Genomic DNA, 23,559 nt, shown 5'->3' with positions numbered 1-23,559 from the left:
AGTTTTAATACCTTATGAAATTACACTACTCTCAAACACTAATAGCAATAGATTCAAGTTGCTATCAGTTTTAATACCTTATGAAATTACACTACTCTCAAACAGTGATAATGACTCTGTCTTACTTGACGAGTTTTAATACCTTATGAAATTACACTACTCTCAAACATACTGCCGTCATTATATAAAGTCAACACTGTTTTAATACCTTATGAAATTACACTACTCTCAAACCTTCTGTGAGGGCTGCGGTGAGATGAAAAGGTTTTAATACCTTATGAAATTACACTACTCTCAAACAAATTGGCTATAAAGCTGCCGCCTTGCCTGGTTTTAATACCTTATGAAATTACACTACTCTCAAACTGACAGCAACGGAAGAGAGGTTGACCCTCAGTTTTAATACCTTATGAAATTACACTACTCTCAAACACGAAGCATTACTGCTCCACTATTTCTAAAGTTTTAATACCTTATGAAATTACACTACTCTCAAACTGCTGCAATAGCTTCAGCATAAGCGTTAATGTTTTAATACCTTATGAAATTACACTACTCTCAAACATACAAGGAGGAAAACAAATTGAAAAAGACGTTTTAATACCTTATGAAATTACACTACTCTCAAACGATATGTTTTCCTAAAAGAAACATTACTACGTTTTAATACCTTATGAAATTACACTACTCTCAAACTTGGTTATTGTTAAATAACCAAACTTTTTGTTTTAATACCTTATGAAATTACACTACTCTCAAACCAAGGGTTTCCACATTTGGTCTTGTCAGGTGTTTTAATACCTTATGAAATTACACTACTCTCAAACTATATTTTTGATGATGAATAAAGACAAGTCGTTTTAATACCTTATGAAATTACACTACTCTCAAACACTAACTGTTAAACAACAAGTTAAACACTTGTTTTAATACCTTATGAAATTACACTACTCTCAAACCCTCCAATACTTTCATAACTGCGTTATAGGTTTTAATACCTTATGAAATTACACTACTCTCAAACAATACAACAAATGTTTCAGCTGAATTCTTAGTTTTAATACCTTATGAAATTACACTACTCTCAAACCCTCCTTTTTGAATAAGTTTGCAAGAGATTGTTTTAATACCTTATGAAATTACACTACTCTCAAACTTTAACGGAGTCTAAACCAGAGCTAATAGGTTTTAATACCTTATGAAATTACACTACTCTCAAACCAACCTCATTTCTTGTAATTTCTTGTATAAAGTTTTAATACCTTATGAAATTACACTACTCTCAAACCTCAAATAGAATGCATCCACTACATGTGCATGGTAAATTCATAAGATATTTTACTTAATTTTATTACATTTTTATATTATTTGTCAATCATCTCACATAAATCTTTATCAATTATTATTACTTCTTCTAGAGAAGTAATTTGATTTGGAAATATATTTTCTATATCTACTAAATAAATATCGTGAGCAATAAGTGTGTTATAAAATGATAAAATCTCATCATAACTAAAATAAATATAGAGATTTTGTGTTATAAAACACTTAATACCTAGATACTTATTTACTAAATTAATATACAATAAAAGTTTTTCCAATACACCTGAAGAATCATTATTAGGAGAGAAAGAAAACAGTTTTATAAAAGCACTTGTTTCTATTTCATCATTAAACGTAAAATCAAATTCTTTTTCTTCACAAAGATTATAACAAAGCTTTGTACATAATTCTTTAATCATTGATAATTCATCAAAATACTTTGAATTACAAATAAATTCTAAATCACTATTAATTTTACTCATAAGCTTTTTATCAGCTAAATTAAAAGATAGTGCATTATCTATAAATCTAACTGACTTAGAAAAATCTAGTGGTTTATAATCCTTTGAAAACACAAATAAGCCCTCTTCATCACTATTCTGTAAACTTAGAATAGTATTTCTAAACTGAATTTTATTTTCAATAACCAACAGTTTAATATTACTATTTTCAAATTTCACAGGATCTGTCATTAACTTATATAACATTCTCATAGCATTAACAACCTTTCATCAGTATCTACTGTATCATTTGAATACTCACCGGAAATAATTTCCATCTTTGAATACTGTTTTTCGGTAATAGTAATAATTTGAACAAGACCTTCCGGAGGCTTGTTCTTTTTTACACTATCGATCATTCCTTTTGCATTTGTCTGATTTAATGCCAATCTCACATAAACAGACTGCTGCATCATCATAAAACCACTTTTAATTAAATACTTTCTAAACTTAGTATAATTTCTTCTATTTTCAGCTGTTTCTGTTGGTAAATCAAACATTACTAAAACTCTCATAAATCTATAACTCATTTTTTGGAAACCTTATTAAAGATGAATTCTGTTCTTCTATTGCTGTAAAAACACTTTTACAATATATTTTTATCGCATTAAGAAAAGTTTGTTTTCGGTCATCTATTATCAACTCTTTGTTAAGTAAAGTGTATATCTGTACTTTTTCTTCTTTATCAAATTTTTTCGGATTACATTCCTTAACGATAGAATCAACAAAAGGTCGGAATGGTTCCATTAAATCACAACTTAAATTGTACTGATTAAACATATTATCATGAAATAATCCCAGTTGTGTTATGTAACCATTTGACACAACTTCTCTGTTAAAAGCAGAAAGTATAATACTGTATCCATAATTTAGCATAGCATTAATGGGACAATCATTTTTTCTTGAAAAGCTCTTACCGAATAAAGCATTAAAATATACTTTGGCAGAATGGCCTTCTCTATTAGTAGCATCATTAAACTCAATTTCATCAATATATTGCAATAATTGAGTATATTGAGTCAACTGAAATTGCTTTAATACTTTTGCTTGATTACTGATTTTTTCTGCGACAATATTTGTCCATATATATTGTTTGATGTGGTCATCCCAATCAATCTGTTGTTTCAGTTTCAGGCTAGACTTACAACTATCATAATATGGGGTTAATTCAAATGATGGACTATGCTTTTCATCACAAAAAATAACTTTGACACTTTTCTTGGTTAATTCGTTTAGGAGAGCAACAGTTACTGCCACAGATGTACTCTCAACAATTAACATACTAATTTCGCTAATATGTATCTTTGCAGTTTTTTCAACATCACGAACAACCAGATAACCCATAGAATAATCCAGTTTACATGTTTTTGTTATTACAACTGTTCTCCAGCTCATAGTTACTCTCCTAAATAATAAATTTACATATTCAACAAGTCAATTTTGTTTTCAAATAATCCTGTTACTGACTGATTAACAAGATAAATAGATTTTACATTCTTAATATCTGTTAATACAGAATTAGAAGTAAGTGCACCAGATTTTTTAGCCAGACCTATTTTCGATAAATCTCCCATTAAAACATTACAATGTAATATTTTTAAAATTTCATTTAAAACAAAACATTGTGTTCTTAAATCAAGAGAAACAAATACATCTCTCTTTTGATTAATCTTTTTTCCCATATCTGAATATTTTACTTTTAAAATTGTATTACACATTTTGTTCACTAAAGTATCAAATAAAGCGATGTTTTCATCAATAGAAACACCATCAAATTCAGTGATAGTATGTTCTTCAGGGCTTTCAAGTAATTTTGTAATATTTCTTACATACAACTCACCTTGGTAACCCAAAACAAGAGGCATTGCTGATTTATATACTATTGTCTTACCACCATTTGACTTACTGCTAATATTCATTCTAAATCCATCAATCTCGATACAAGCATTGTACTTCACAACCGGAATAAGAATTTTCGGATTAACTAGACCTAATCTTTCTGTTAAATACTGAATAGGATTATCCTCATATTCTTTTCTTAAGTAGCTGTCAATAGGAACAAGTTGACGACTTTTCTTTCCTTTCTTACCTTCATATTCAACATATGAGAAGTAAGAAGATGTTGGCTTATCATAGCCACCGTACTTGTTAATATCAGAAAGTGGTGAATTTCCCTTTAATGGTGCTTGTCCTTTACCCTTTTTAAGAGGTAAAACTTTAAAGAGTGCTCCATGTTGAACAAAAGCGTATCTCCTGTAGATAGGATTATTCTTATTCATTGTTTTCTTTACAATATTCAAAGAATAATTATCTTCAGCAATCCATGCATTTTTAACATCATAGCTAAACATTTTGTTCATACTATATTTCTTAGTTTGCAAACCCTTTATAAAGTTAATCTTATTATGTGTAAATCTTTCGTTATACACATTACCAACAACAATATTAAGGTACGAATCCTTTGCATGGTGCATATCATTGACTGTTCTACATTTTAGCATTTTATATTCTTGCTTATTTCTAATGTCAGAAACATATCTAGCTTTAACATAGACAATTTCAGTATTTGGGTACAAAACCTTAAGAATATTAGCAACAGCTTTGGTTGACTGTGAAGTTTCTACAAGTTGACGAGCAATAAAGTCAGAAAGCTCACTGTCTGTTAAGCTTGTTGACCTTGTAAGTCTTTCAAACTTTTTCTTACTGATCAACTCTTTAGAATAAAGTACATACCAAAAAGATTTCATCTTATCTCTAATAGACTTATCTAAAGGATAGTCATTATCCTTATGAGAGTTCACTGTTCTCTTAACTAATACACGGTTATCAAGGCTATCATCTTTTACCTTTGATCTAGGAAAAATGTGGTCAATATCGTAGATATTTTTATTAAACAAATCTGAAATATCTATACTTTCTCCTGTGTACATACATTTTCCAAATTGAGTGTAGTACAAATACAACTTGTCCTGTTGAAATTCATTGTCAGGTGTTTTCTCTAGACTTTCCCAAAGTTCACCGGAATCTTCTTTGCAATTTTTGTAAAGTTCTTCAAGACGCTTTTTACGAGAGTGTTTGCGTCCTTTATCTCCTTTAACACCATCACTACGAGTCATTTCCACAAATATTTTCTTAGGCTGGCTCTTTTGAATCTTCTCAATTTCTTTCATAATAAGTAAAGACTGATAAATAGGTCTTTTTATCTTTGGAGATACATATAATGCTTCAACCATTTTTCTAATTGAATTACCTTGCTGAATTCCCTTGTTGGCACTTTCGATACTCTTTTGGAAATTATATTTTGAACCTAAAAGTTCCATAAAGTTATCATTCGTATTCCAAAGGGAATTAATGATATTATCCTTTACTTCACCGGTATTTTCATCAAAATCATAAATTTCAGTTAATAATTCTTTAGAAAATCTTCCCCAATCTTTATATTTTAACTTGCTTATCTTCTTAATATCATCATTTGATAACTTATCTACAAAGTTTTTCTTCAATCTCTTTTTTAGTAACTTTTTATCGTCACCAAAAATGGTAATAGAAGAAATAATTACTTCCTTTTCTTCTAAAGATAAATCATAAGAAGAAAGTTCAATAGCTGAACGCATACTTGTTTTGAAGTCACCATCAATTCCTGTAATGTCAGGTGTTTCACCTGTCTTTGCTTTGATATAGTTTACAAGACTCTTTCTTGTCACTTTTTTGTGATGCATAAAAAGGTCATTAAATATATCTTGCTTAAACTGAACATCAGGTTTCTCACCATCAAGACGCAAATTATTAAGTTCATTAAGAACCATAAACTTGCTATATAAAATTGAGTTCTTAGGAATAACATCTTTATCAAACAGATATGTACACTTGCTTGTTAGATTTGTAATAAAAGCCTCTGCTGACTTTTCAACATCTACAACCTTATCAAAATTCCAAGGATAAATTTTTTCTTTACCTCTAATAAGCCAAGACTTATCACTATGAGTATTTAAAGGACCAACATAGTAAGGAATTCTAAACTGAAAAATCATTAGAATTTTATCAATAACTGTAACTCCGTCACAATCCTTTTCACTTAGAAAAGGAAGGTATTTAGAAGCATTTTTAAGAATCATCTTTACTTCTTTTTCGTTAACCTGCATCGGAATAACACCATTATCTTTTACCACAATCTTAGGCATAAATGTGTTATTCTCAATTTTTAGAAACATATCTTCATAACCAGAATGGTCAAAATTTTTAAAGGACTTCAATAGGTATGAACAAAATTCTTCCTGTGTTGCTTTGCTCTTTCGTGGTAAAACTCCTGTTTTACCGTCTTCCTTATACTTTCCACTATATGATGTGTAATTTGGAATATCAGATGATACCCTAAAAATTTCATCATACATATCAAAACATCTTTCTTTAACATAATCCTTCAACATTTTCAAATCATTCTTATGTTCTTCATATGTTTTAACCTTTGCAAAAGATATATAAGATTCACCGTTTAGAATATCAGCTAAAACAGCCCAATCATAAATTGCTTTTACTTTTTCAATAAGTTCATATCTGTCTTGCAATATAGCAATGTAATCGTCTTCATTTTCATCAAAACTGTTATCAAAAACAATTTTATTTTTTTCGGCCTCGTCCAAAGTTTTATCACTAAAAATAGTAGATAAAGTTCCTTTCAATCCACAAAGCAAAGTAATAATCTCAAATTCCTGGGGGTTGTACTTCTTAGTAATTTGAAAATAATTACTAAGTTCTTTTCTCTTATCACTTCTACTCTTGCTTTTATCCTTGAGAATATCAGCAACTTTTGAAGAATCAATACATTCAAGTATAATACCCATTTCTTCTTTTAAATAAGTAACCAAATCGTCATAAAGAAAATCAAAAGAAGAATCACTGTCATAATCAGAATTAAGATTATCAAACAAAAAGTGACCTCTATTCTTAATTAGATGGTGCAATGCAAGATAAACCAATCTAACATCATGTGGGTCCTCACTTTCAATAAGCTCTTTTCTAAGGTGATAAATTGTAGGATAATTCTTATGATAATCAACATCAGTATAATCTTTATCAGCAAATACTGCATAAGGCACATTGGTTGATTTATCTTCAAGATAAAGATTACTTTCTTTTAGTCTTTGAAAAAAAGCAATATCTACTTTAGAAATTTCCTCATTAAACAACATTTGTAACCATGCAATTCTTTGTTTCTTTCTATCAATTCTTTTTCTTGAATTTCTAAAGGTTCTCCTATCAACAGCAGTATTACATTCATCAAAAAGCTCATAGCCCCACATAGACTTACCATGAAATTTACATAGATTGTAGTAAAAATCAGACACTGCCCATCCTACTGATTCAGTACCAATGTCAAAACCAACATAATAATCTTTCATAAAATTTCTCCTTTTGTATTGACAATAAAAAAATTTAAGTATATAATTAAGACAATCTTAAAACCTTATGAGATTACACTACGAGTTCAAATAAAAATTTATTCAACTCGTTGCATTAATTTGCAACCGTCACGTTGTGTGATTTAAGACCTGCTAAAGCAGGTCTTTTTTTTATTTTACTGTCCCATTTATGGGACTTATCTTTTGTAATTTCACACAGATAATATATTGTATATAATTATTTTTTATATAATTTTAACAATTTAGTGATATTATATCATAGTACAATAAACATTTCAATATGTATTTGCATTTTTTTAATTATATATTGAATTATATTCACAATTCATATATAAAAAAGACTCAAGTATTAAAAATTCTTGAGTCTTTTTTATTCCAAACTTTTCTTATACTCTGTTCCCCATTTTTCCATTGCATCCATAATTGGTCGCATAGATTCACCTAATGGTGAAAGAGCATATTCTACTCTTGGTGGGACTTCTGCATACACAGTACGGGTAACAATTCCGTCATCTTCCATTGAACGCAAACTATCGGTAAGGACCTTTTGGCTTATGCCATCAAGGTCTTTTTTTAATTCATTAAATCTCCAAGGTCGGACCAATAGGTTACGCATAATTAATATTTTCCATTTACTTCCTATGAGTGAAACTGTTGTTGCAACAGGACATGCAGGTAATTCTTCTTTTGTTTTCATTCTTATATTAGTAGTAATAGTTTATAAAGCTATACTACATTCTCCTCGTATAATAAAGTAGTAGTATTTATAGACCCTCCAAGGTCTGTGTGCTATAATGATAGAGATACTGTGGATTGTTTACAATCTCCTACCACTTGATGGTTTTTGAAAGGCTACAACCACAGTCTCTTTGTATATTTGTTAATTAGTTAGATACCGCATGACGGTTTATTTAGAACGAGGTTACAATCGCAAGGAGTACCAGTGGTCTAAACAGTATCAAAAATACACTCACAAGGAGTTTTCATTATGATTTATATTGGAATTGATGTTGCTAAAGATAAACACGACTGTTTTATTACCAATTCAGATGGTGAAGTCTTATTTAAATCTTTTACTATCTCTAACAATCGTGAAGGCTTTGAAACCTTATTTCAGAAAGTACAATCCATTTCAGATGATTTAACAAAAGTAAAAGTAGGACTTGAAGCCACCGGACACTATAGTTACAATCTTCTGGGATTCCTTCTTGATAAAGGTTTGCCGACCTACATTATCAATCCATTACATACAAATCTATACAGAAAAAGTTTAAGTCTTAGAAAGACGAAAACAGATAAAGTTGATGCCCGTACAATTGCTTCTATGATTATGTCTGATGTAAACTTAAAGTCCTACTCAGATACATCATACCACAATGAGGAGCTAAAGTCACTAACTAGATACCGTTTTGATAAAGTAAAAGAAAGAGCAAAATTAAAATCTTCTATTTCTAGACTTGTATGTATCCTTTTTCCTGAATTAGAAAAACTCGTTCCTACACTTCATATGGCTTCAGTTTATGCCTTATTATCTGAATTTCCATCTGCTAATGCTATTGCATCTTCACACCTTACCAGACTTACCAATTTGCTATCTGAAAATTCACATGGACGATATGGTAAAGATACAGCCAATCTAATTCGTAATGCTGCCAGAAATTCTATTGGTTCACATATGCCGCAAAATCCTTAGAACTAAAACACACTATTAAGCTTATCAAAGAATTAACTACTGAAATTAATGAAATTGAAACAGAAATCAAATCTATTATGGATAAAATTGATTCTCCAATACTTACAATCCCAGGTATCGGTTATAATACAGGAGCTATGATTATCGCTGAAATTGGAGATTTCAATCGCTTTGATTCAGCTGATAAAATACTTGCATATGCAGGTATGTCACCTTCTACCTACCAATCCGGTCAATTAGAGAACTGCCATTCTCATATGGAAAAGCGTGGTTCAAGGTACTTACGATACGCTCTGTACAATGCAACAAAATATGTTTGTTACTGGGATGAATCTTTCGGTGTATATCTTGGTAAGAAACGCTCAGAAGGCAAACATTACAATGTTGCATTATCCCATGCAACAAAGAAACTTGTTCGCTTAATTTTTGCAATGGAGAAATCTAAACAACCATACCAACCAACAGTTTAATTCTATTTTTGAGCACCATTTATGATGCTCTTTTGTCATGCTATTTTTACGATTCCAATACGATCTAAAGGATTTTTTTGATTAATTCAAAATATCTTCATTATAGCCTTGACTTTTAATAGTTAGTCTTTATTTGACACTATAATTCATTCTATATTCAATTATATACTATTAAGCAAAGCAAATCAATAGGTTACTTTTAAGTAACTATGTAATAAAAAAGTGCGTACTTGTTACATAGTTTAACTTCAATTAAAATGAAACTAGAAACTTAAAGGAGAGTTAAATATGAACGCTGAAAAATGTTTACAGATACTAAGAGAAATTAAGGATGTTGCTTTTGCTACTGTTGATGAAAGTGGCAAACCACAAATTAGAATTATTGATATTATGCTTGTTGACAGTGAGAAACTTTATTTTTGTACTGCAAGAGGAAAAAGTTTTTATCATCAGTTAATGAAAGGCAGTAATGTTGCCATTACCGGAATGAACAAAGATTATCAAATGATTAGGCTTAACGGTAAAGCACATAAACTTGATGAACAAAAAGTTTGGATTGACCGTATATTCAAGGAAAATCCTTCAATGAATAATGTTTATCCTAATGATAGCAGATATGTACTTGAAGCTTTTTGTATTGATAATGGTGAAGTTGAATTTTTTTGATTTAGGTAAAGAACCGATTGTCAGAGAGGTTTTTCCTTTAGGTAATAGCGAAGTTATTAAAAATGGTTATGAGATAACTGACAAATGTATTAAGTGCAAAAAATGTGAGAAAATATGCCCTCAAAAATGTATTAATGATTTTAAAATCAATCAAACTCATTGCTTACATTGTGGTCTTTGCTATGAAAAATGTCCTGTAAATGCAATTAGGAAATTAGGTAATTAAATAATAAGGAGGAAGAAAAATGATAAAAGAAATGTGGGTTTTATTAATTGATAAGAAAGATTTTTTCTTTAACTTACTTTTAGAACATATAGAAATTTCACTACTTGCAATTTTTATTGCAATAATCTTTGGTGGTACAGTAGGTATTTTAATCAGTGAATATGAGAAGTCATCTAAGCCTACTCTTGGTGTAATCAATTTCTTATATACCATTCCCTCAATATCAATGCTTGGTTTTTTAATTCCATTTTCAGGTGTTGGTAACGTTACTGCTGTAATAGCTTTAACAATTTATGCACTACTGCCTATGGTGAGAAGTACATACACAGGTATAACTAATGTTGATAAAAACATTCTTGAGGCTGCAAAAGGTATGGGTAGTACAAAACTGCAAATTCTATTTAAAATCAAATTGCCACTTGCAATGCCTGTTATACTTTCAGGTATTAGAAATATGGTAACTATGACAATTGCACTTGCCGGTATTGCCTCTTTCATTGGAGCCGGTGGACTTGGTGTTGCTATTTACAGAGGTATCACTACTAACAACACTGCAATGACTATGGTTGGTAGTTTGCTTATTGCTATACTTGCTTTGGTATTTGATTTTATCCTTGGATTTATTGAAAAGAGAATTTCTAAAAGAAGTATTAAAGCTAAGAAAACTAACAAAATTATGGGCATTGTTGCTATTATTCTTGTTGCTGTAATTACAATAGTTTCTATTGTTCCAAGTGGCAAAAAAGAAACAATCAATATTGCAACTAAGCCTATGACAGAACAATATATCCTTGGTGAAATGATGGACATTCTTATTGAACAAGATACTGACTTGAATGTTGAAATTACACAAGGTGTTGGTGGTGGAACATCAAACATTGAACCTGCTATGGAAAAAGGTGAATTTGACATTTATCCTGAATATACAGGTACTGCATGGAATATGGTACTAAAAAAAGATGGACTATATACAGAGGACCTATTCCCTACGCTGGAAAAGCAATATAATGATAAGTTAAAAATGAGTTGGGTTGGAATGTATGGTTTTAACAACACATATGGTTTAGTTGTTAGAAAAGAAATTGCTAATAAATACAATATTAAAACTTATTCTGACTTAAAGGCTATATCTAACAAATTAAATTTTGGTGCTGAATATGATTTCTTTGAAAGAGAAGACGGTTATGATGCACTATGTAAAACATATGGTTTTGACTTTAAGAAAACTATGGATATGGACATTGGGTTAAAGTATCAGGCAATTAACCAAGGTAAAATTGATGTTATGGTTATCTTTACTACTGATGGTCAACTTTCTGTGTCTGATGTAACAGTTCTTAAAGATGATAAAAACTTTTATCCATCATATTTATGTGGCAATGTTGTTAGAAATGAAGTTATTGAAAATCATCCTGAAATTAAAGATGAATTAGAAAAACTAACTAACACAATCACAGACAGTGATATGGCAAAAATGAACTATGAAGTTGAAACAAATAAAAAAGAACCTAGGGATGTTGCAAAAGACTTTTTGAGCAACAAAGGACTTTTAAAGTGAGGTGCTAAAAATGAGTAATGCTATTGAATTCAAAAATGTAAAAAAGTGTTATAATGATAAGGTAGTTATTGATAACCTTAATCTTGCAGTTGATAAAGGTGAATTTGTCACAATAGTTGGTTCTTCAGGTTGTGGCAAAACTACTGCACTAAAGATGATTAATGGACTTATTGATGTAACAAGTGGTGATATTTTTGTTAATGGTGAAAATATCAAAAATAAAGACCTTATTCAGTTGCGTAGGAATATTGGTTATTCTATTCAAGGAAGTGTATTATTTCCTCACCTTACTGTTGAAAAGAATATTTCATATGTTCCTAATTTACTGAACAAAAAGGACAAGGCAAAAACTAAATCTGCAGTATCTAAATGGATGATGATAGTTGGTCTTAATGAGGATATTAAGAATAGGTATCCTAATGAACTTTCAGGTGGTCAACAACAAAGAGTTGGCATTGCCAGAGCATTGGCAGCATCACCGGCAATTCTGTTAATGGATGAACCATTTGGTGCAGTTGATGAAATTACAAGAAGTCAACTGCAAGAAGAAATTAAGAGAATTCACAAGGAAACAAACATCACCATTATGTTTGTAACTCATGATATTTCTGAGGCACTAAAACTTGGAACTAAGGTTCTTGTAATGAACAATGGCAACATTGAACAATATGATAAACCAAGTGAAATTCTACAAAATCCGTCTACTGATTTTGTAAAGCAACTTGTATATAGGCAAAGACACATTTGTAATCTACCTGATGACAAGTTAAATGGCTGTGAATTTAGCAATGTTGCACAGATTAAATAGGAGAAATTATGACACAAGAAGAAAGAAGATTATACTTAATCAATGAACTTATTAAGGAAAATTCTAGGTATTCAGATATAGTTATACCTAAGAATAAAGTTGAACAAAAGGCATTATTGAGAGGTTTACTGAATGTTCGTATGCCTAATGAAATAAGCAAGGAATTTTTACAAATTCAAGATGAATATTTAAAAGAAGAATGCAAATCAAAAGGTATAACTGATTTAAAGGACTTAGAGCCAATTGAAAATGACATTTATTTATGGCAAGGTGACATTACAACACTAAAATGTGATGCCATAGTAAATGCTTGTAACTGTGATTTATTAGGTTGTTTCTATCCTAACCACAAGTGCATTGACAATGCTATTCACACTTTTTCAGGTATTCAACTTAGGTTAGCTTGTAATGATATTATGGTTAAACAAGGTCGCAAAGAAGAAACAGGAATGGCTAAAATCACTTTTGCTTTTAACTTACCTTGTAAATATGTTATTCACACAGTTGGTCCTATTGTTAGAGGTAAACTGACTGAAAAAGATTGTGATTTACTGAAAAGTTGCTACCTTTCTTCCCTAGAAATTGCAGAGAAAAATCACCTAAACAGTATTGCATTTTGTTGCATATCTACCGGTGAATTTCACTTTCCTAATGATAAGGCAAGTGAAATTGCAATTAACACAGTTAAGGAATACAAAGAAAAAACACATAGTAAAATCAAGGTGATATTCAATGTTTTCAAGGATAAAGACTATGAAATTTACAGAAAGTTACTTAAATAATATAAAAAAGTTAAAAGAAGAATTTAACACAGCTGATGCAATTTTGATTGGTGCAGGTGCAGGTCTTTCAGCATCTGCCGGATTTGATTATAGTGGTGAAAGATTTGAAAAATATTTTTCTGATTTTAAAGAGAAATACGGCATTACTGATATGTATTCCGGTGGGTTTTATGATTTTGATACACTTGAGGAATATTGGGCTTGGTGGTCAAGGCACATACTGATTAACCGTTATGATTGTGAAGTTGGTAAGCCTTATAAGGATTTATTCTCTATTGTTAAGGATAAAAATTACTTTGTGCTGACAACTAATGTTGACCATCAATTTCAAAGAGGAGGTTTTGACAAGAAGAGATTGTTCTACACTCAAGGTGACTATGGATTATTCCAATGCAGTAATGGTTGTCACAATAAAACTTATGACAATGAAGAACTTGTTAGAAAGATGGTTACTCAGCAAAAGGATATGAAAATATCTACTGAATTAATACCTAGATGTCCTAAGTGCAACAAGCCTATGACTATGAATTTAAGATGTGATGACTTATTTGTACAAGATGAGGGTTGGTACTTAGCATGTAACAGGTATCAAGACTTTATCAGAAGAAATGGAAATTCACATATTCTTTACCTTGAATTAGGTGTTGGTATGAACACACCAAGTATTATTAAATATTCATTTTGGCAAATGACTGCTAAAAATAAAAATGCAGTCTATTGCTCTGTAAATTCAGAATTGTCCTATGTCCCAAATGAAATTCAAAATCAATCTGTTGTTATTAAGAGTGATATAGCAATGGTTTTGGAGGGGTGTGTATAAAAATCATCTTGTTCCATTGGGTCAAGATTGGGACAAGTAAAATAATCACTATAAAACAGGTAGTAGAATATTCTGCTACCTGATTAATTGTATAACGAAAAGAGCGTAACCGTCAAATAAGCCAGCGTCTTGAAGCGGATTTGAAAACATGCGAAAATATCCAAGTAAATAAGTTGTAGACGAACATCTACAATAGACTACAACAAAAAACGATTGGAGAGTTTCGTATGAACAAAGGTATCAGAACATTAAGACAAGAACAGAACCTGGCTCTTTGGGCAAACCAAGTAGAGAAATGCAACAACAGTGGGTTAAGTGTTGCGCAGTGGTGCAGAAATAACAATATTCCTGTAAGTACATTTTGGAGCAGACAGAAAAAGGTATACGAAGCCTACACTCAAAAAAACAGACCTCAATTCATAGAAGTGTCAGTAGAACCAGAAGTAAACGCTAACTCACCTATGATTTCTATCAAAAGAAATGATTTCACAGTAGAAATCAATAATGGTGCTGACGAAGCTACAATAACAGCTGTGTTGAGGGCAATGGAAAATGCTTAATGATTTTAATTGTAATTGCCCGATATACCTTGCAAGTGGATATACTGATCTACGCAGAGGAATAGACGGACTTGCAACAATAATAGAAAAGCAGTTTAAGCTTGAGTCTTGTACAAATGCTTTGTTTCTCTTCTGTGGACGAAGAACGGATAGAATTAAAGGTTTGTATTGGGAAGGTGACGGATTTCTGCTTCTGTATAAAAGGCTTGAAAAAGGTAAGTTTCAATGGCCTCGAAAATCTGAAGAATGTGTCACAATAACACCTCAGCAATATCGTTGGTTAATGGAGGGACTTAATATAATCCAGCCTAAGTCAACACAAAAAATAAGTGGAATAAAGTTCTCATAAAATGGCTTAAATACTGTACTTTTGCCTTGTTTTGTGGTATAATATAGGTATGATAATCAAGGATAAAAAAAAGAAAGAAGCTACTCTTGACAAATTACCAGAAAACATCAAGACAGTTGTTGTAGAGCATACTCTTCCCGAAGAAGAAAAGGTATGTCCTAACTGTAATGAACAGCTTGAGGTTATTGGTAAGGAAGTAAAGAAAACATTAAAAATCAAACCTGCTGAGGTGATTATTCAGGAGGATGTATATTACACCTACGCCTGCAAGAATTGTGAGAAAAACGGTATTGAGACCCCAATAGTAAAACACCACAGGAAAAGCCAGTAATCAAAGGCAGCTTTGCTTCACCAGAAGCAGTGGCTCACATTATGACACAGAAGTTTGTGATGTACTCACCACTCTATAGACAAGAACAAGACCTGAAAAGGCAAGGTGTTGAATTAACAAGACAGACAATGTCTAACTGGATACTTAAAGCGAGTCAGCTGTGGTTAGAACCAATATATGAGAAGTTAAGAGAGCTTCTCATAAAAGAGGAAGTAATCCATGCAGATGAAACAACACTGCAGGTACTGAAAACCAAAGAGAAGCCTACTCCAAAGAAAGCATATATGTGGCTGTACAGAACGAGTGGATGCTCTGAAAAGAATATCGTACTGTATGATTACAAACCAAACAGAAAGATTGAAAATGCGGAGAACTTTCTTGAAGGTTTTAATGGCTACATACACGCAGATGGTTATCAGGGATATCACAAACTTGGAGATAACTTCACAGTTGTTGGTTGCTGGGCGCATTGCAGAAGAAAATTTGCTGAAGCATTAGAAATGATAAGCAAGGACGAACGAGCAAACTCAACAGCTGGAATTGCTTTAGATTACTGCAATCAGCTATATGCAATAGAAAAAGAAATAGCTGATAAAAGCTATGAAGAAATACTAAAGGTGCGACAAGAAAAATCAAAGCCAATTCTTGACGCTTTTTTGTGCTGGGCTGAAAAGCAAAGCATAGCATTTAAAAGCAAACTTGGTGGTGCGTTTACCTATCTTAAGAATAACGAGAAATATCTCAGAAGATATTTAGAGGACGGCAGATTAGAAATTGACAATAACCGAGCCGAAAGAAGCATTAAGCCTTTTGTGATGGGCAGAAAGAATTTCCTGTTTGCCAATACTGAGTCAGGAGCTACTGGCAGTGCTGTTATGTACAGCATAATCGAAACAGCCAAAGAGAACAATCTGAATCCGTTTAGATATCTGACCTATATCTTCAAAAAGTTCCCTAATATTAAGGAAAATGAAACGGCTGATATTCTACTGCCTTGGAATGCACCAGAGGAGTGCAAAGTTAAAATTTGATACATATGTGGAAATCCCTGCGAGAACAAACTCGCAGGGATTTTTTAGGATGATTTGACGGTTACAAAAGAGCTATCTAACTTCTCTAACAAAGTTTAGATAGCTCTTAATTCTTAAAGAATCTTAAATGTTATTATTTTATTGCTAAGAAGCAAGACCTAGGCACAAAAGTCCCATAATTCTAAGGCTTTTCAAGCCTTTATGGAATCATTCCCACTCGATAGCACTTAAACAATTTCGTGTAGGTGTTATTATCTGTACTATCTGTGGTTCTTTTGATTATTTGATATATCCATATTCTCCTGCCTATATCCCCTCTTGTTATCATTTTGTTATCAGCGTTGATAACAGAGTAGGGATTTAGCTGTGTTGGATAAACTTTTCTGTACGGTTATTATATCGCATTTTAGCTTTGTTTTCAATAGGATTTTTTCATTATTCGTATCTTTATTGCCATCGAAATAGTGTAACGCTTTTCAGCTTCAAAAATCACTGTTTATTCGCTTTCCGGGGAGTAATTCTTGGTAAGTAGGGTATTTTCATTTCATTGCGAGTTTGGGCGTTACAAATCCAGCTATTGACAAAACGATTATTATACTTTATAATAAAACAAATGATTTAAAACGCTGGTTTTAGAAAGGAGCTTATTATGCCCCCTAAAGCAAAATTTACAAAAGAAGACATTATCGACGCAGGCTTAGCAATTCTGCGTGAGCGTGACATTTCTGCCGTTACTGCAAGAGAAATCGGCAATTATCTTGGCAGCTCGGCAAGACCGATATTTACCGTTTTTGATAATATGGGCGAGGTGCTTAACGGGATTGAAGCAAAAGCTCGTGAGATATATTCCGAATATGTTGAGCAAGGATTACAGCAAACCCCTGCCTTTAAGGGCGTTGGTCAGTCATATATTCAGTTTGCAATAGATGAGCCGAAGCTGTTTCAACTTTTGTTTATGCGAAAAACATCCGGTAATATAGGCGTAAATAGAATACTCCCCGAAATTGATGACAACTATACCGATATTCTAAAATCAATTACCGATGGATATCCTGTATCGGCAGATGACGCTGTAATATTGTACAGACACCTGTGGATATATTCTCACGGCATTGCCACCCTTTGCGCAACATCTATGTGTCGTTTTACGGAAGATGAGATCGGCATAATGCTGACGGAAGTTTTCAAAGCATTGCTGACAGAAAGACTGAAAGGAAAATCATAATGATAGAGATAAATGATTTAACAAAGTATTACGGAAAAGGCGAAAGTCGCTTTAAAGCGCTGGATGGTGTTTCCGTTCGCATTAATGATGGTGAGTTTATCGTAATTCTCGGCGCTTCGGGTTCGGGAAAATCAACCTTTCTCAATGTCATTTCGGGCTTGGAAACTCCGGACGGCGGTTGTGTTGCTTATGACAGCCAAGAACTCGGCAATATGAGCGAAAAGGATCTGACGAAATTCCGACGTGAGAACACGGCTTATATCTTTCAGCAATACTATTTGCTCCCACATCTAAATGTAGAAAAGAATGTAAGGATGGGCGCTGACCTCGACAATAACAAGGATTATCTGAAATATATCGAAGCGGTCGGCTTATCTGATAAGCGCAGAAAATTCCCATCAGAACTCAGCGGCGGCGAACAACAGCGTGTAGCGATAGCAAGAGCGCTCGCAAAGAATCCGAAGGTACTTTTTCTTGACGAGCCGACAGGAGCATTAGACGAAGAAACAGGCAGACAGGTACTCGACTATATCATCAGGCTGCACGAGGAACAGGGCTTTACGATGATTATGGTAACGCACAACAGCAATATAGCCGAAACCGCCGACAGAATCATTAAGATGAACAGCGGCAAAATCGTCAGCGTTACCGAAAACACGGATAAAAAGACGGCTTACGAGATCGGGTGGTGACGGTATGATTGTCAGTATCAAGGACAGCGTAAAGTTGTTCGGAATTTCCATTATGACCTGCTGTGCGGTAACCGTCTGCAATATGTTTTTAAACTATTATTTGGATTTAACTGCGATAGCAGGTCTGATTGACAACCCCTACGCGCAGATGTTCTACGACGCACAGATTATGACTTCAAAGGTCGTTTGCGCCGTCAGCGGCGGCTGCTTGGCGATCACTACCGTTGTGATGCTGTTTTTCTATATCAAGCATTACATAGACAGCCATTCAAAGGAAATCGGGATATTAAAGGCTCTCGGTTATTCTGATTTCAAAATTGCAAAGGGTTTTTCTGTTTTCGGCTTGAGTGTATTTCTTGGCTGTTTCGTCGGTTATTTGCTGTCATTTGCGTTAATGCCGCAGTTTTATGAGTTACAAAATAAAGACGGTTATTTGCCGGAGCTTTCTATTGGTTATCATTGGATATTATTCGTCCTGCTGGTAATTGCTCCCACTTTGGTCTTTGCTTTGATTGCAGTATGCAACAGCCTGTTAAAGCTTCGCCAGCCTTGCGTCAATCTATTGAAGGGTATTGTAAAGGTAAAGGGGAAAACCAAAAACACAAAAGATAAAAAGACCTTTGTTGCCGAAATGAGGAGCTCTGTATTAAGAAGCCGCAAAACATTGGTGTTCTTCATCGCTTTTTCCTCGTTCTGCTTCTCAGCTATGATACAAATGTCGGCAAGTATGAAGGATTTGTCAAGTGAAATGATGGGCTTGATGATGTTGATTATCGGCGTTGTTTTGGCGTTTACCACGCTGTATATTGCCGTGACCACTGTCATTCGCTCCAACCAAAAGAATATTGCTATGATGCGTGTATTCGGCTATGATAGCGCTGATTGCAAGCGTTCTGTTCTCGACGGTTACCGCCCGGCGGCGTATATCGGCTTTATCATCGGTTCTGTGTATCAGTATGCATTATTGAGAATTATGGTTGATATTGTTTTTTCGGGCGTCGAGGGTATTCCCGAATATGAGTTTGATTTTCTGATGTTCTTTATAACGCTTGCTGTTTTTATCGTTGTATATGAAGGCGTTATGTTTGCTTATGGTCAGTCAATGAAAAAAATATCGTTAAAACAAATTATGAGCGAATAAAAAGATAATCGAGCGAAGATGAATAATTCACCTTCGCTCGATTTTATTATACATAAATCAACTCTGCATTAACGATTTCCGTTGCACGATTTCGGATATTGTTCATTCGCTGTACCCACAGCATTTGATTTTCTGCTTTGAACTGCTCAGTCGCACCTTCCTTTTCGGCAAGTTGTTTTACCAACCGAAAGAACATCTCCTCTGCCTGCTCATCGATGTCGGCGAGATATGCGGTGAGCTTACAGCTTGTCAGCAGATCGGTATAGCGGATTTTGTGGTGCTGCTTGATGTACCGTAAATGCCGTTTGCCCCATATTCCAATCTCAACCTTCGGCTGTTCGGGTAATCTCAGGTCGGGCAGAAGATAATCGCCCTGTTGTGTATAGCTAATTTCAAAATTGTGTTTCATTATAGAATCCTCCAAAAATATATTCATACATATATCACAGCACCTTGATTGCCACATTTTGTTATAGCTTATTATCAGTTTTTCTTTCCCTCATCTTTGCCCTTACGAGCCGTCGGGAACGATATAATAAAATGTGAAATCATATGTCCGCATAAGGTAAGCAAACTGCGATAAATCCACTGTTTATCAGGCTTTTGGAGGACTTTACTAACAACCTATGATATGCTATAATATCCATAGATTATTTCAAATTCAAATCGGAATTTGTCTAATAGGTTATTGAGAGAAATTTAGAATTAAACACTTAGGAGATATTTTAATGGAACAAGCAAACAAGCGAAACGCTCTGATTAGTTTGATTATAGCTATTGCAGGAGCCATAGCAGGACTGTTTGGTGTCACGGCATTCAATCAATATGTTTTAATGAACCTGCCGCTTGCGGCGAGAATGGTATCAGCGATTGTCACATATTGGTTGATAGCTATTATTCCGATAATTATAATGTTTGTTTCTAAGGACAGATTACTTGATTACGGATTTGAGAAGGATAAAATAGGTATTCAGCTTGCTATCGGTGTAGGTCTGGGTATCGCAATGTCTTTGATACTTACGCTGATACCCCATTTAGTTGGATTTGGCAATTATGTGGATAGCGGGAAAAGATATGAATACTTGTGGCAATTCATATATGAATTTGTTTATTGCATACTTGCTGTCGGAGCGGTTGAGGAATTTGTCTTCCGAGGCCTTATATATACTAAGGCAAAGCAGATTATCCAGAAGGATTGGTTTGCTGCTGTTATATCATCAGTTTTGTTCGGCATTTTTCACATTCTTAGAGGAGATGCTGTGCAGATGATAATGACAGTACTTATGGGAGCTTTGTTTTGTCTATTTCGGTTAAAAATAAAAAGATGCTCAACACTTTCTCTCATAATTGCACATGGCGTTTATGATGCGCTTATTACAGTCTGGGTGTCATTATTGCTGTAAATTCTGATATATCGCATTTACTATTATTGCAATCGCAGGCAGCCTTATGTGAGGTCGCCTGTTTTATTTGGGGATAGACAAAATCAGGCTGAAATGATATAATGATAGAAAGATAAATCAGAATTTGTGGAGGTAATCACAGTGAATGAATTTAACGAATATATTCGTGAGGTTTTTTCAGCAGCCGGTGATATTGTCATAAAATCCATGATGGGCGGATATCTTGTATACTTCAACGGTAAGCTGATAGGTGACGTTTGCGATAATGAACTGTTTTTGAAAAGAACGCCGACGTCGGACAGGCTGCTTGCAGATTCCGAACTGCGTTATCCGTATGAAGGCTCAAAGACGCTGATGCATGTATTTGATAGATTTGAAGATACGGCGCTTGTTTTGGAACTTCTGGACGGTTTGTATAAAGAGCTTCCGGAAAAGAAACTCGCAAAAGGCAGATAAGAAAGACAAACTGGGATTTACAGCATTAATCTATACTATAGCAGGCAGCCTTATATGAGGTTGCTTGTTTTATTTGGGGTATAGACAAAATCAGACTGAAATGATATAATTTCAAAAAGACAAATCGGAAAATATAGGAGCGCAGAATTATGAAAGGTATTATTCTTTATCAATCCAAATACGGTGCTACAAAAAAATACGCCGATTGGATATCGGAAGCTACGGGATTTGAATGTGTCGAAACGAAAAAAGCGAATATAAAAGAAGTCGAAAAATATGACATCATCGTATTAGGCGGTGGAATATATGCAATGGGTATAGCCGGTCTTTCTTTTTTGAAAAGGAATATCGATGTATTATCCAATAAGAAGATAATCGTGTTTTTCTGCTGTGCGTCCCCATATGACGAAGATGCTCATAAGCAGATCAGAAGTCATAATATGAAGGATAAACTATCTGATATTCCGATTTTTTATTGCCGTGGTGCATGGGATATGGATTCAATGTCGTTCAAGGACAAGACCCTGTGTAAAATGCTGAGAAAAGCAGTAAGCAAAAAGGATCCTGCCGATTATGAAATATGGGAGAAAGCAATAATGGATGCCGGAGAAAACAAGTGTGATTGGACTGATAAAAAATATATCGATCCAATTCTCGAATGTATTTAGCAACTTGTACTGACGCATATTTAATGAATTTGACCTTGATGGATTCGTTTTCATCAAGGTCTTTTTTGTTTGACGGATAGACAAAATCAGGCTGAAATGATATAATGATAGAAAGATAAATCGGAATTTGTTGAGGTGAAGGTTATGCATTTTGGCTTTTCTTATATTGGTTTGATTTTTCTTTTAATGCTGTTTATACCTAATTTCTTCTGGACAAAAAACAAGCCTAAGGACTATGACGAATATGCAAAGTGTGAAAACAAGGTGTTATTGATTTTAGAACGAATAGGAGAAGTAGCTGTTTCATGTCTTATTTTGATTTTCAGCGACTTTAACCCGCAAGGACTCTCAATTTGGCTTCTTTGGCTTTTTGCTTCGTTTGGTTGCATGATTCTTTATGAACTATACTGGATTCGCTACTTCAGAAGTGAAAAAACGATGAAAGATTTTTACAGCAGTTATTTAGGTATCCCTGTGGCAGGCGCAACCCTGCCTGTTTTATCAGTCTTATTTATTGCGGTTTATGGGAAAAATCCTTTTCTTTTTGCAGCCGGTATCATTTTAGGAATCGGGCACATCGGTATTCACCTGATGCACAAAAAGGAAATTACCAGTCGGGAAAAGCGATAACACAAATTCTGATTTACAGCATTAATCTATACTATAGCAGGCAGCCTTATGTGAGGTTGCCTGATTTTTTATGCCCAAGAACGAATCGCAAACTTCGATTTTCTCCTGTTTCTCATATAATATAGGTAAGATAAACAATCGCATATTTTAATGAATTTGACCTTGATGGATTCGTTTTCATCAAGGTCTTTTTTTGTTTGACGGATAGACAAAATCAGGCTGAAATGATATAATGATAGAAAGATAAATCGGAATTTTGAAAGTAGGCTGAAAATGATAATACGATATTTACAACAAAAGGATGATCTCCTTGAAATAAGCAATATATATGAATGCAGTTGGAAATACGCATATAGAGACATTATTCCGCAAGATTATCTCAACAGCATACCCAAAGGTCGCTGGGCAAACACCGTTACCAAAACAGGACTTCATACACTTGTATTAATAGAGAATGAAATGATAATCGGAACTGCAAGTTTCTGCAAATCCAGATGGGAAAAGTTCAGCGAATATGGAGAGATCGTTTCAATCTATTTTCTGCCTGATTATATAGGTAAAGGCTATGGTAATCATCTTTTGAGAAAATGTATAGAAGAATTAAACTTGCTTGGATTTACGAAACTTTTGCTGTGGGTTTTAGAGGATAATTGGAGTGCAAGAAGGTTCTATGAAAAAAATGGTTTTTGGTGTTCTAATGAATACATGACTGATAATATCGGTGGAAAAGATCTTCGGGAAATAATGTATACTTTTCCTGTTCAAAATTCTGATTTACAGCATTAATCTATACTAAGGAGAGGATTT

At 33.4% G+C, this 23,559-nt stretch carries 24 protein-coding genes, 1 pseudogene and 1 CRISPR repeat array (1 of these 26 running past the window's edge); of the genes and pseudogenes, 19 read left to right on the top strand and 6 right to left on the bottom strand.

All coding sequences use genetic code 11. The annotated features are described in order from the left end of the window. Nucleotides 1-1,288: direct repeats of the CRISPR family, unit length 36 nt; unit sequence GTTTTAATACCTTATGAAATTACACTACTCTCAAAC (it extends 1,445 nt beyond the left edge of the window). A 76-nt stretch (nucleotides 1,289-1,364) separates the two neighbouring features. The 5 genes from csn2 to E5Z56_RS09820 form a co-directional block, all read right to left on the bottom strand. Beyond that, on the bottom strand, nucleotides 1,365-2,036 hold the full coding sequence (gene csn2, locus E5Z56_RS09840) for a type II-A CRISPR-associated protein Csn2 (RefSeq protein WP_138157630.1): 672 nt from the start codon (nucleotides 2,034-2,036) through the stop codon (nucleotides 1,365-1,367). Then, complete coding sequence (gene cas2 / locus E5Z56_RS09835; protein ID WP_232842433.1) at nucleotides 2,033-2,353, bottom strand: CRISPR-associated endonuclease Cas2; 321 nt, start codon at nucleotides 2,351-2,353, stop codon at nucleotides 2,033-2,035. The genes csn2 and cas2 overlap by 4 nt, the downstream gene beginning before the upstream one ends. Further along, complete coding sequence (cas1, locus tag E5Z56_RS09830; protein WP_138157629.1) at nucleotides 2,343-3,218, bottom strand: type II CRISPR-associated endonuclease Cas1; 876 nt, start codon at nucleotides 3,216-3,218, stop codon at nucleotides 2,343-2,345. The genes cas2 and cas1 overlap by 11 nt, the downstream gene beginning before the upstream one ends. A gap of 23 nt (nucleotides 3,219-3,241) precedes the next feature. Then, complete coding sequence (cas9, locus tag E5Z56_RS09825) at nucleotides 3,242-7,222, bottom strand: type II CRISPR RNA-guided endonuclease Cas9 (RefSeq protein WP_138157628.1); 3,981 nt, start codon at nucleotides 7,220-7,222, stop codon at nucleotides 3,242-3,244. A 391-nt stretch (nucleotides 7,223-7,613) separates the two neighbouring features. Continuing rightward, nucleotides 7,614-7,940, bottom strand: a complete 327-nt coding sequence (locus E5Z56_RS09820; RefSeq protein WP_138157627.1) for a winged helix-turn-helix transcriptional regulator — start codon at nucleotides 7,938-7,940, stop codon at nucleotides 7,614-7,616. A 291-nt stretch (nucleotides 7,941-8,231) separates the two neighbouring features. Between E5Z56_RS09820 and E5Z56_RS09815 the strand changes: the two are divergent. The 14 genes and pseudogenes from E5Z56_RS09815 to E5Z56_RS09755 all read left to right on the top strand — a co-directional run bounded on the left by E5Z56_RS09815 (nucleotide 8,232) and on the right by E5Z56_RS09755 (nucleotide 19,595). After that, nucleotides 8,232-9,406 (top strand): annotated as a pseudogene (locus tag E5Z56_RS09815) (IS110 family RNA-guided transposase). 288 nt (nucleotides 9,407-9,694) lie between these two features. Continuing rightward, nucleotides 9,695-10,072: a pyridoxamine 5'-phosphate oxidase family protein gene (locus E5Z56_RS12085; protein ID WP_332870307.1), complete on the top strand. Its 378-nt coding sequence runs from the start codon at nucleotides 9,695-9,697 to the stop codon at nucleotides 10,070-10,072. Next, nucleotides 9,999-10,298: a 4Fe-4S binding protein gene (locus E5Z56_RS12080; RefSeq protein ID WP_332870306.1), complete on the top strand. Its 300-nt coding sequence runs from the start codon at nucleotides 9,999-10,001 to the stop codon at nucleotides 10,296-10,298. The genes E5Z56_RS12085 and E5Z56_RS12080 overlap by 74 nt, the downstream gene beginning before the upstream one ends. Before the next feature lie 19 nt (nucleotides 10,299-10,317). Further along, entirely contained in the window at nucleotides 10,318-11,856 is a 1,539-nt protein-coding gene (locus E5Z56_RS09805; RefSeq protein ID WP_138157626.1) for an ABC transporter permease/substrate-binding protein, read from the top strand. A 10-nt stretch (nucleotides 11,857-11,866) separates the two neighbouring features. Further along, entirely contained in the window at nucleotides 11,867-12,664 is a 798-nt protein-coding gene (locus E5Z56_RS09800; RefSeq protein ID WP_138157625.1) for an ABC transporter ATP-binding protein, read from the top strand. Nucleotides 12,665-12,672: 8 nt separating this feature from the next. Continuing rightward, complete coding sequence (locus E5Z56_RS09795) at nucleotides 12,673-13,446, top strand: protein-ADP-ribose hydrolase (protein WP_138157624.1); 774 nt, start codon at nucleotides 12,673-12,675, stop codon at nucleotides 13,444-13,446. Further along, nucleotides 13,418-14,266 (top strand): SIR2 family NAD-dependent protein deacylase, encoded by an 849-nt coding sequence (locus E5Z56_RS09790; protein WP_138157623.1) that lies wholly within the window; start codon nucleotides 13,418-13,420, stop codon nucleotides 14,264-14,266. Before E5Z56_RS09795 ends, E5Z56_RS09790 begins: the two co-directional genes overlap by 29 nt. A 227-nt stretch (nucleotides 14,267-14,493) precedes the next feature. Then, entirely contained in the window at nucleotides 14,494-14,826 is a 333-nt protein-coding gene (gene tnpA, locus E5Z56_RS09785; protein WP_138157622.1) for an IS66 family insertion sequence element accessory protein TnpA, read from the top strand. Then, nucleotides 14,819-15,175 carry an IS66 family insertion sequence element accessory protein TnpB gene (gene tnpB, locus E5Z56_RS09780; protein ID WP_138156313.1) on the top strand — a complete coding sequence of 119 codons (357 nt, stop codon included), beginning with the start codon at nucleotides 14,819-14,821 and terminating at the stop codon, nucleotides 15,173-15,175. Before tnpA ends, tnpB begins: the two co-directional genes overlap by 8 nt. Nucleotides 15,176-15,224: 49 nt before the next feature. Continuing rightward, nucleotides 15,225-15,506, top strand: a complete 282-nt coding sequence (locus tag E5Z56_RS09775) for an IS66 family transposase zinc-finger binding domain-containing protein (RefSeq protein ID WP_138157621.1) — start codon at nucleotides 15,225-15,227, stop codon at nucleotides 15,504-15,506. Further along, nucleotides 15,506-16,537 (top strand): IS66 family transposase, encoded by a 1,032-nt coding sequence (gene tnpC / locus E5Z56_RS09770; protein ID WP_138157620.1) that lies wholly within the window; start codon nucleotides 15,506-15,508, stop codon nucleotides 16,535-16,537. The genes E5Z56_RS09775 and tnpC overlap by 1 nt, the downstream gene beginning before the upstream one ends. A 649-nt stretch (nucleotides 16,538-17,186) precedes the next feature. Beyond that, nucleotides 17,187-17,762: a TetR/AcrR family transcriptional regulator gene (locus E5Z56_RS09765; RefSeq protein ID WP_138157619.1), complete on the top strand. Its 576-nt coding sequence runs from the start codon at nucleotides 17,187-17,189 to the stop codon at nucleotides 17,760-17,762. Beyond that, entirely contained in the window at nucleotides 17,762-18,454 is a 693-nt protein-coding gene (locus tag E5Z56_RS09760; RefSeq protein ID WP_138157618.1) for an ABC transporter ATP-binding protein, read from the top strand. The genes E5Z56_RS09765 and E5Z56_RS09760 overlap by 1 nt, the downstream gene beginning before the upstream one ends. Nucleotides 18,455-18,458: 4 nt before the next feature. Next, nucleotides 18,459-19,595 carry an FtsX-like permease family protein gene (locus E5Z56_RS09755; protein WP_138157617.1) on the top strand — a complete coding sequence of 379 codons (1,137 nt, stop codon included), beginning with the start codon at nucleotides 18,459-18,461 and terminating at the stop codon, nucleotides 19,593-19,595. A gap of 46 nt (nucleotides 19,596-19,641) precedes the next feature. Here E5Z56_RS09755 and E5Z56_RS09750 read toward each other — a convergent pair whose 3' ends face one another. After that, nucleotides 19,642-20,004, bottom strand: a complete 363-nt coding sequence (locus E5Z56_RS09750; protein ID WP_138157616.1) for a TnpV protein — start codon at nucleotides 20,002-20,004, stop codon at nucleotides 19,642-19,644. Between the two features lie 319 nt (nucleotides 20,005-20,323). Here E5Z56_RS09750 and E5Z56_RS09745 point away from each other — a divergent pair, with 319 nt between their 5' ends. The 5 genes from E5Z56_RS09745 (at nucleotide 20,324) to E5Z56_RS09725 (ending at nucleotide 23,538) form a co-directional block, all read left to right on the top strand. Beyond that, a complete protein-coding gene (locus E5Z56_RS09745; RefSeq protein ID WP_232842431.1) occupies nucleotides 20,324-20,998 on the top strand; it encodes a CPBP family intramembrane glutamic endopeptidase in 675 nt (224 codons plus the stop codon). A 141-nt stretch (nucleotides 20,999-21,139) separates the two neighbouring features. Beyond that, complete coding sequence (locus tag E5Z56_RS09740) at nucleotides 21,140-21,454, top strand: TfoX/Sxy family protein (RefSeq protein WP_138157615.1); 315 nt, start codon at nucleotides 21,140-21,142, stop codon at nucleotides 21,452-21,454. Between the two features lie 149 nt (nucleotides 21,455-21,603). Next, a complete protein-coding gene (locus tag E5Z56_RS09735; protein WP_232842430.1) occupies nucleotides 21,604-22,122 on the top strand; it encodes a flavodoxin domain-containing protein in 519 nt (172 codons plus the stop codon). A gap of 144 nt (nucleotides 22,123-22,266) precedes the next feature. Further along, the gene (locus E5Z56_RS09730; protein WP_092965553.1) at nucleotides 22,267-22,752 is read left to right on the top strand and encodes a hypothetical protein; all 486 of its coding nucleotides are present in this window, start codon (nucleotides 22,267-22,269) and stop codon (nucleotides 22,750-22,752) included. 273 nt (nucleotides 22,753-23,025) lie between these two features. Continuing rightward, entirely contained in the window at nucleotides 23,026-23,538 is a 513-nt protein-coding gene (locus E5Z56_RS09725) for a GNAT family N-acetyltransferase (RefSeq protein WP_138157613.1), read from the top strand. The last annotated feature ends 21 nt before the right edge of the window (nucleotides 23,539-23,559 follow it).

This window comes from Ruminococcus bovis (assembly GCF_005601135.1).
Lineage (GTDB): Bacteria > Bacillota > Clostridia > Oscillospirales > Acutalibacteraceae > Ruminococcoides > Ruminococcoides bovis.
Note: the sequence above shows the minus strand (reverse complement) of the source record. Positions and strands in the feature narration are given on the sequence as shown.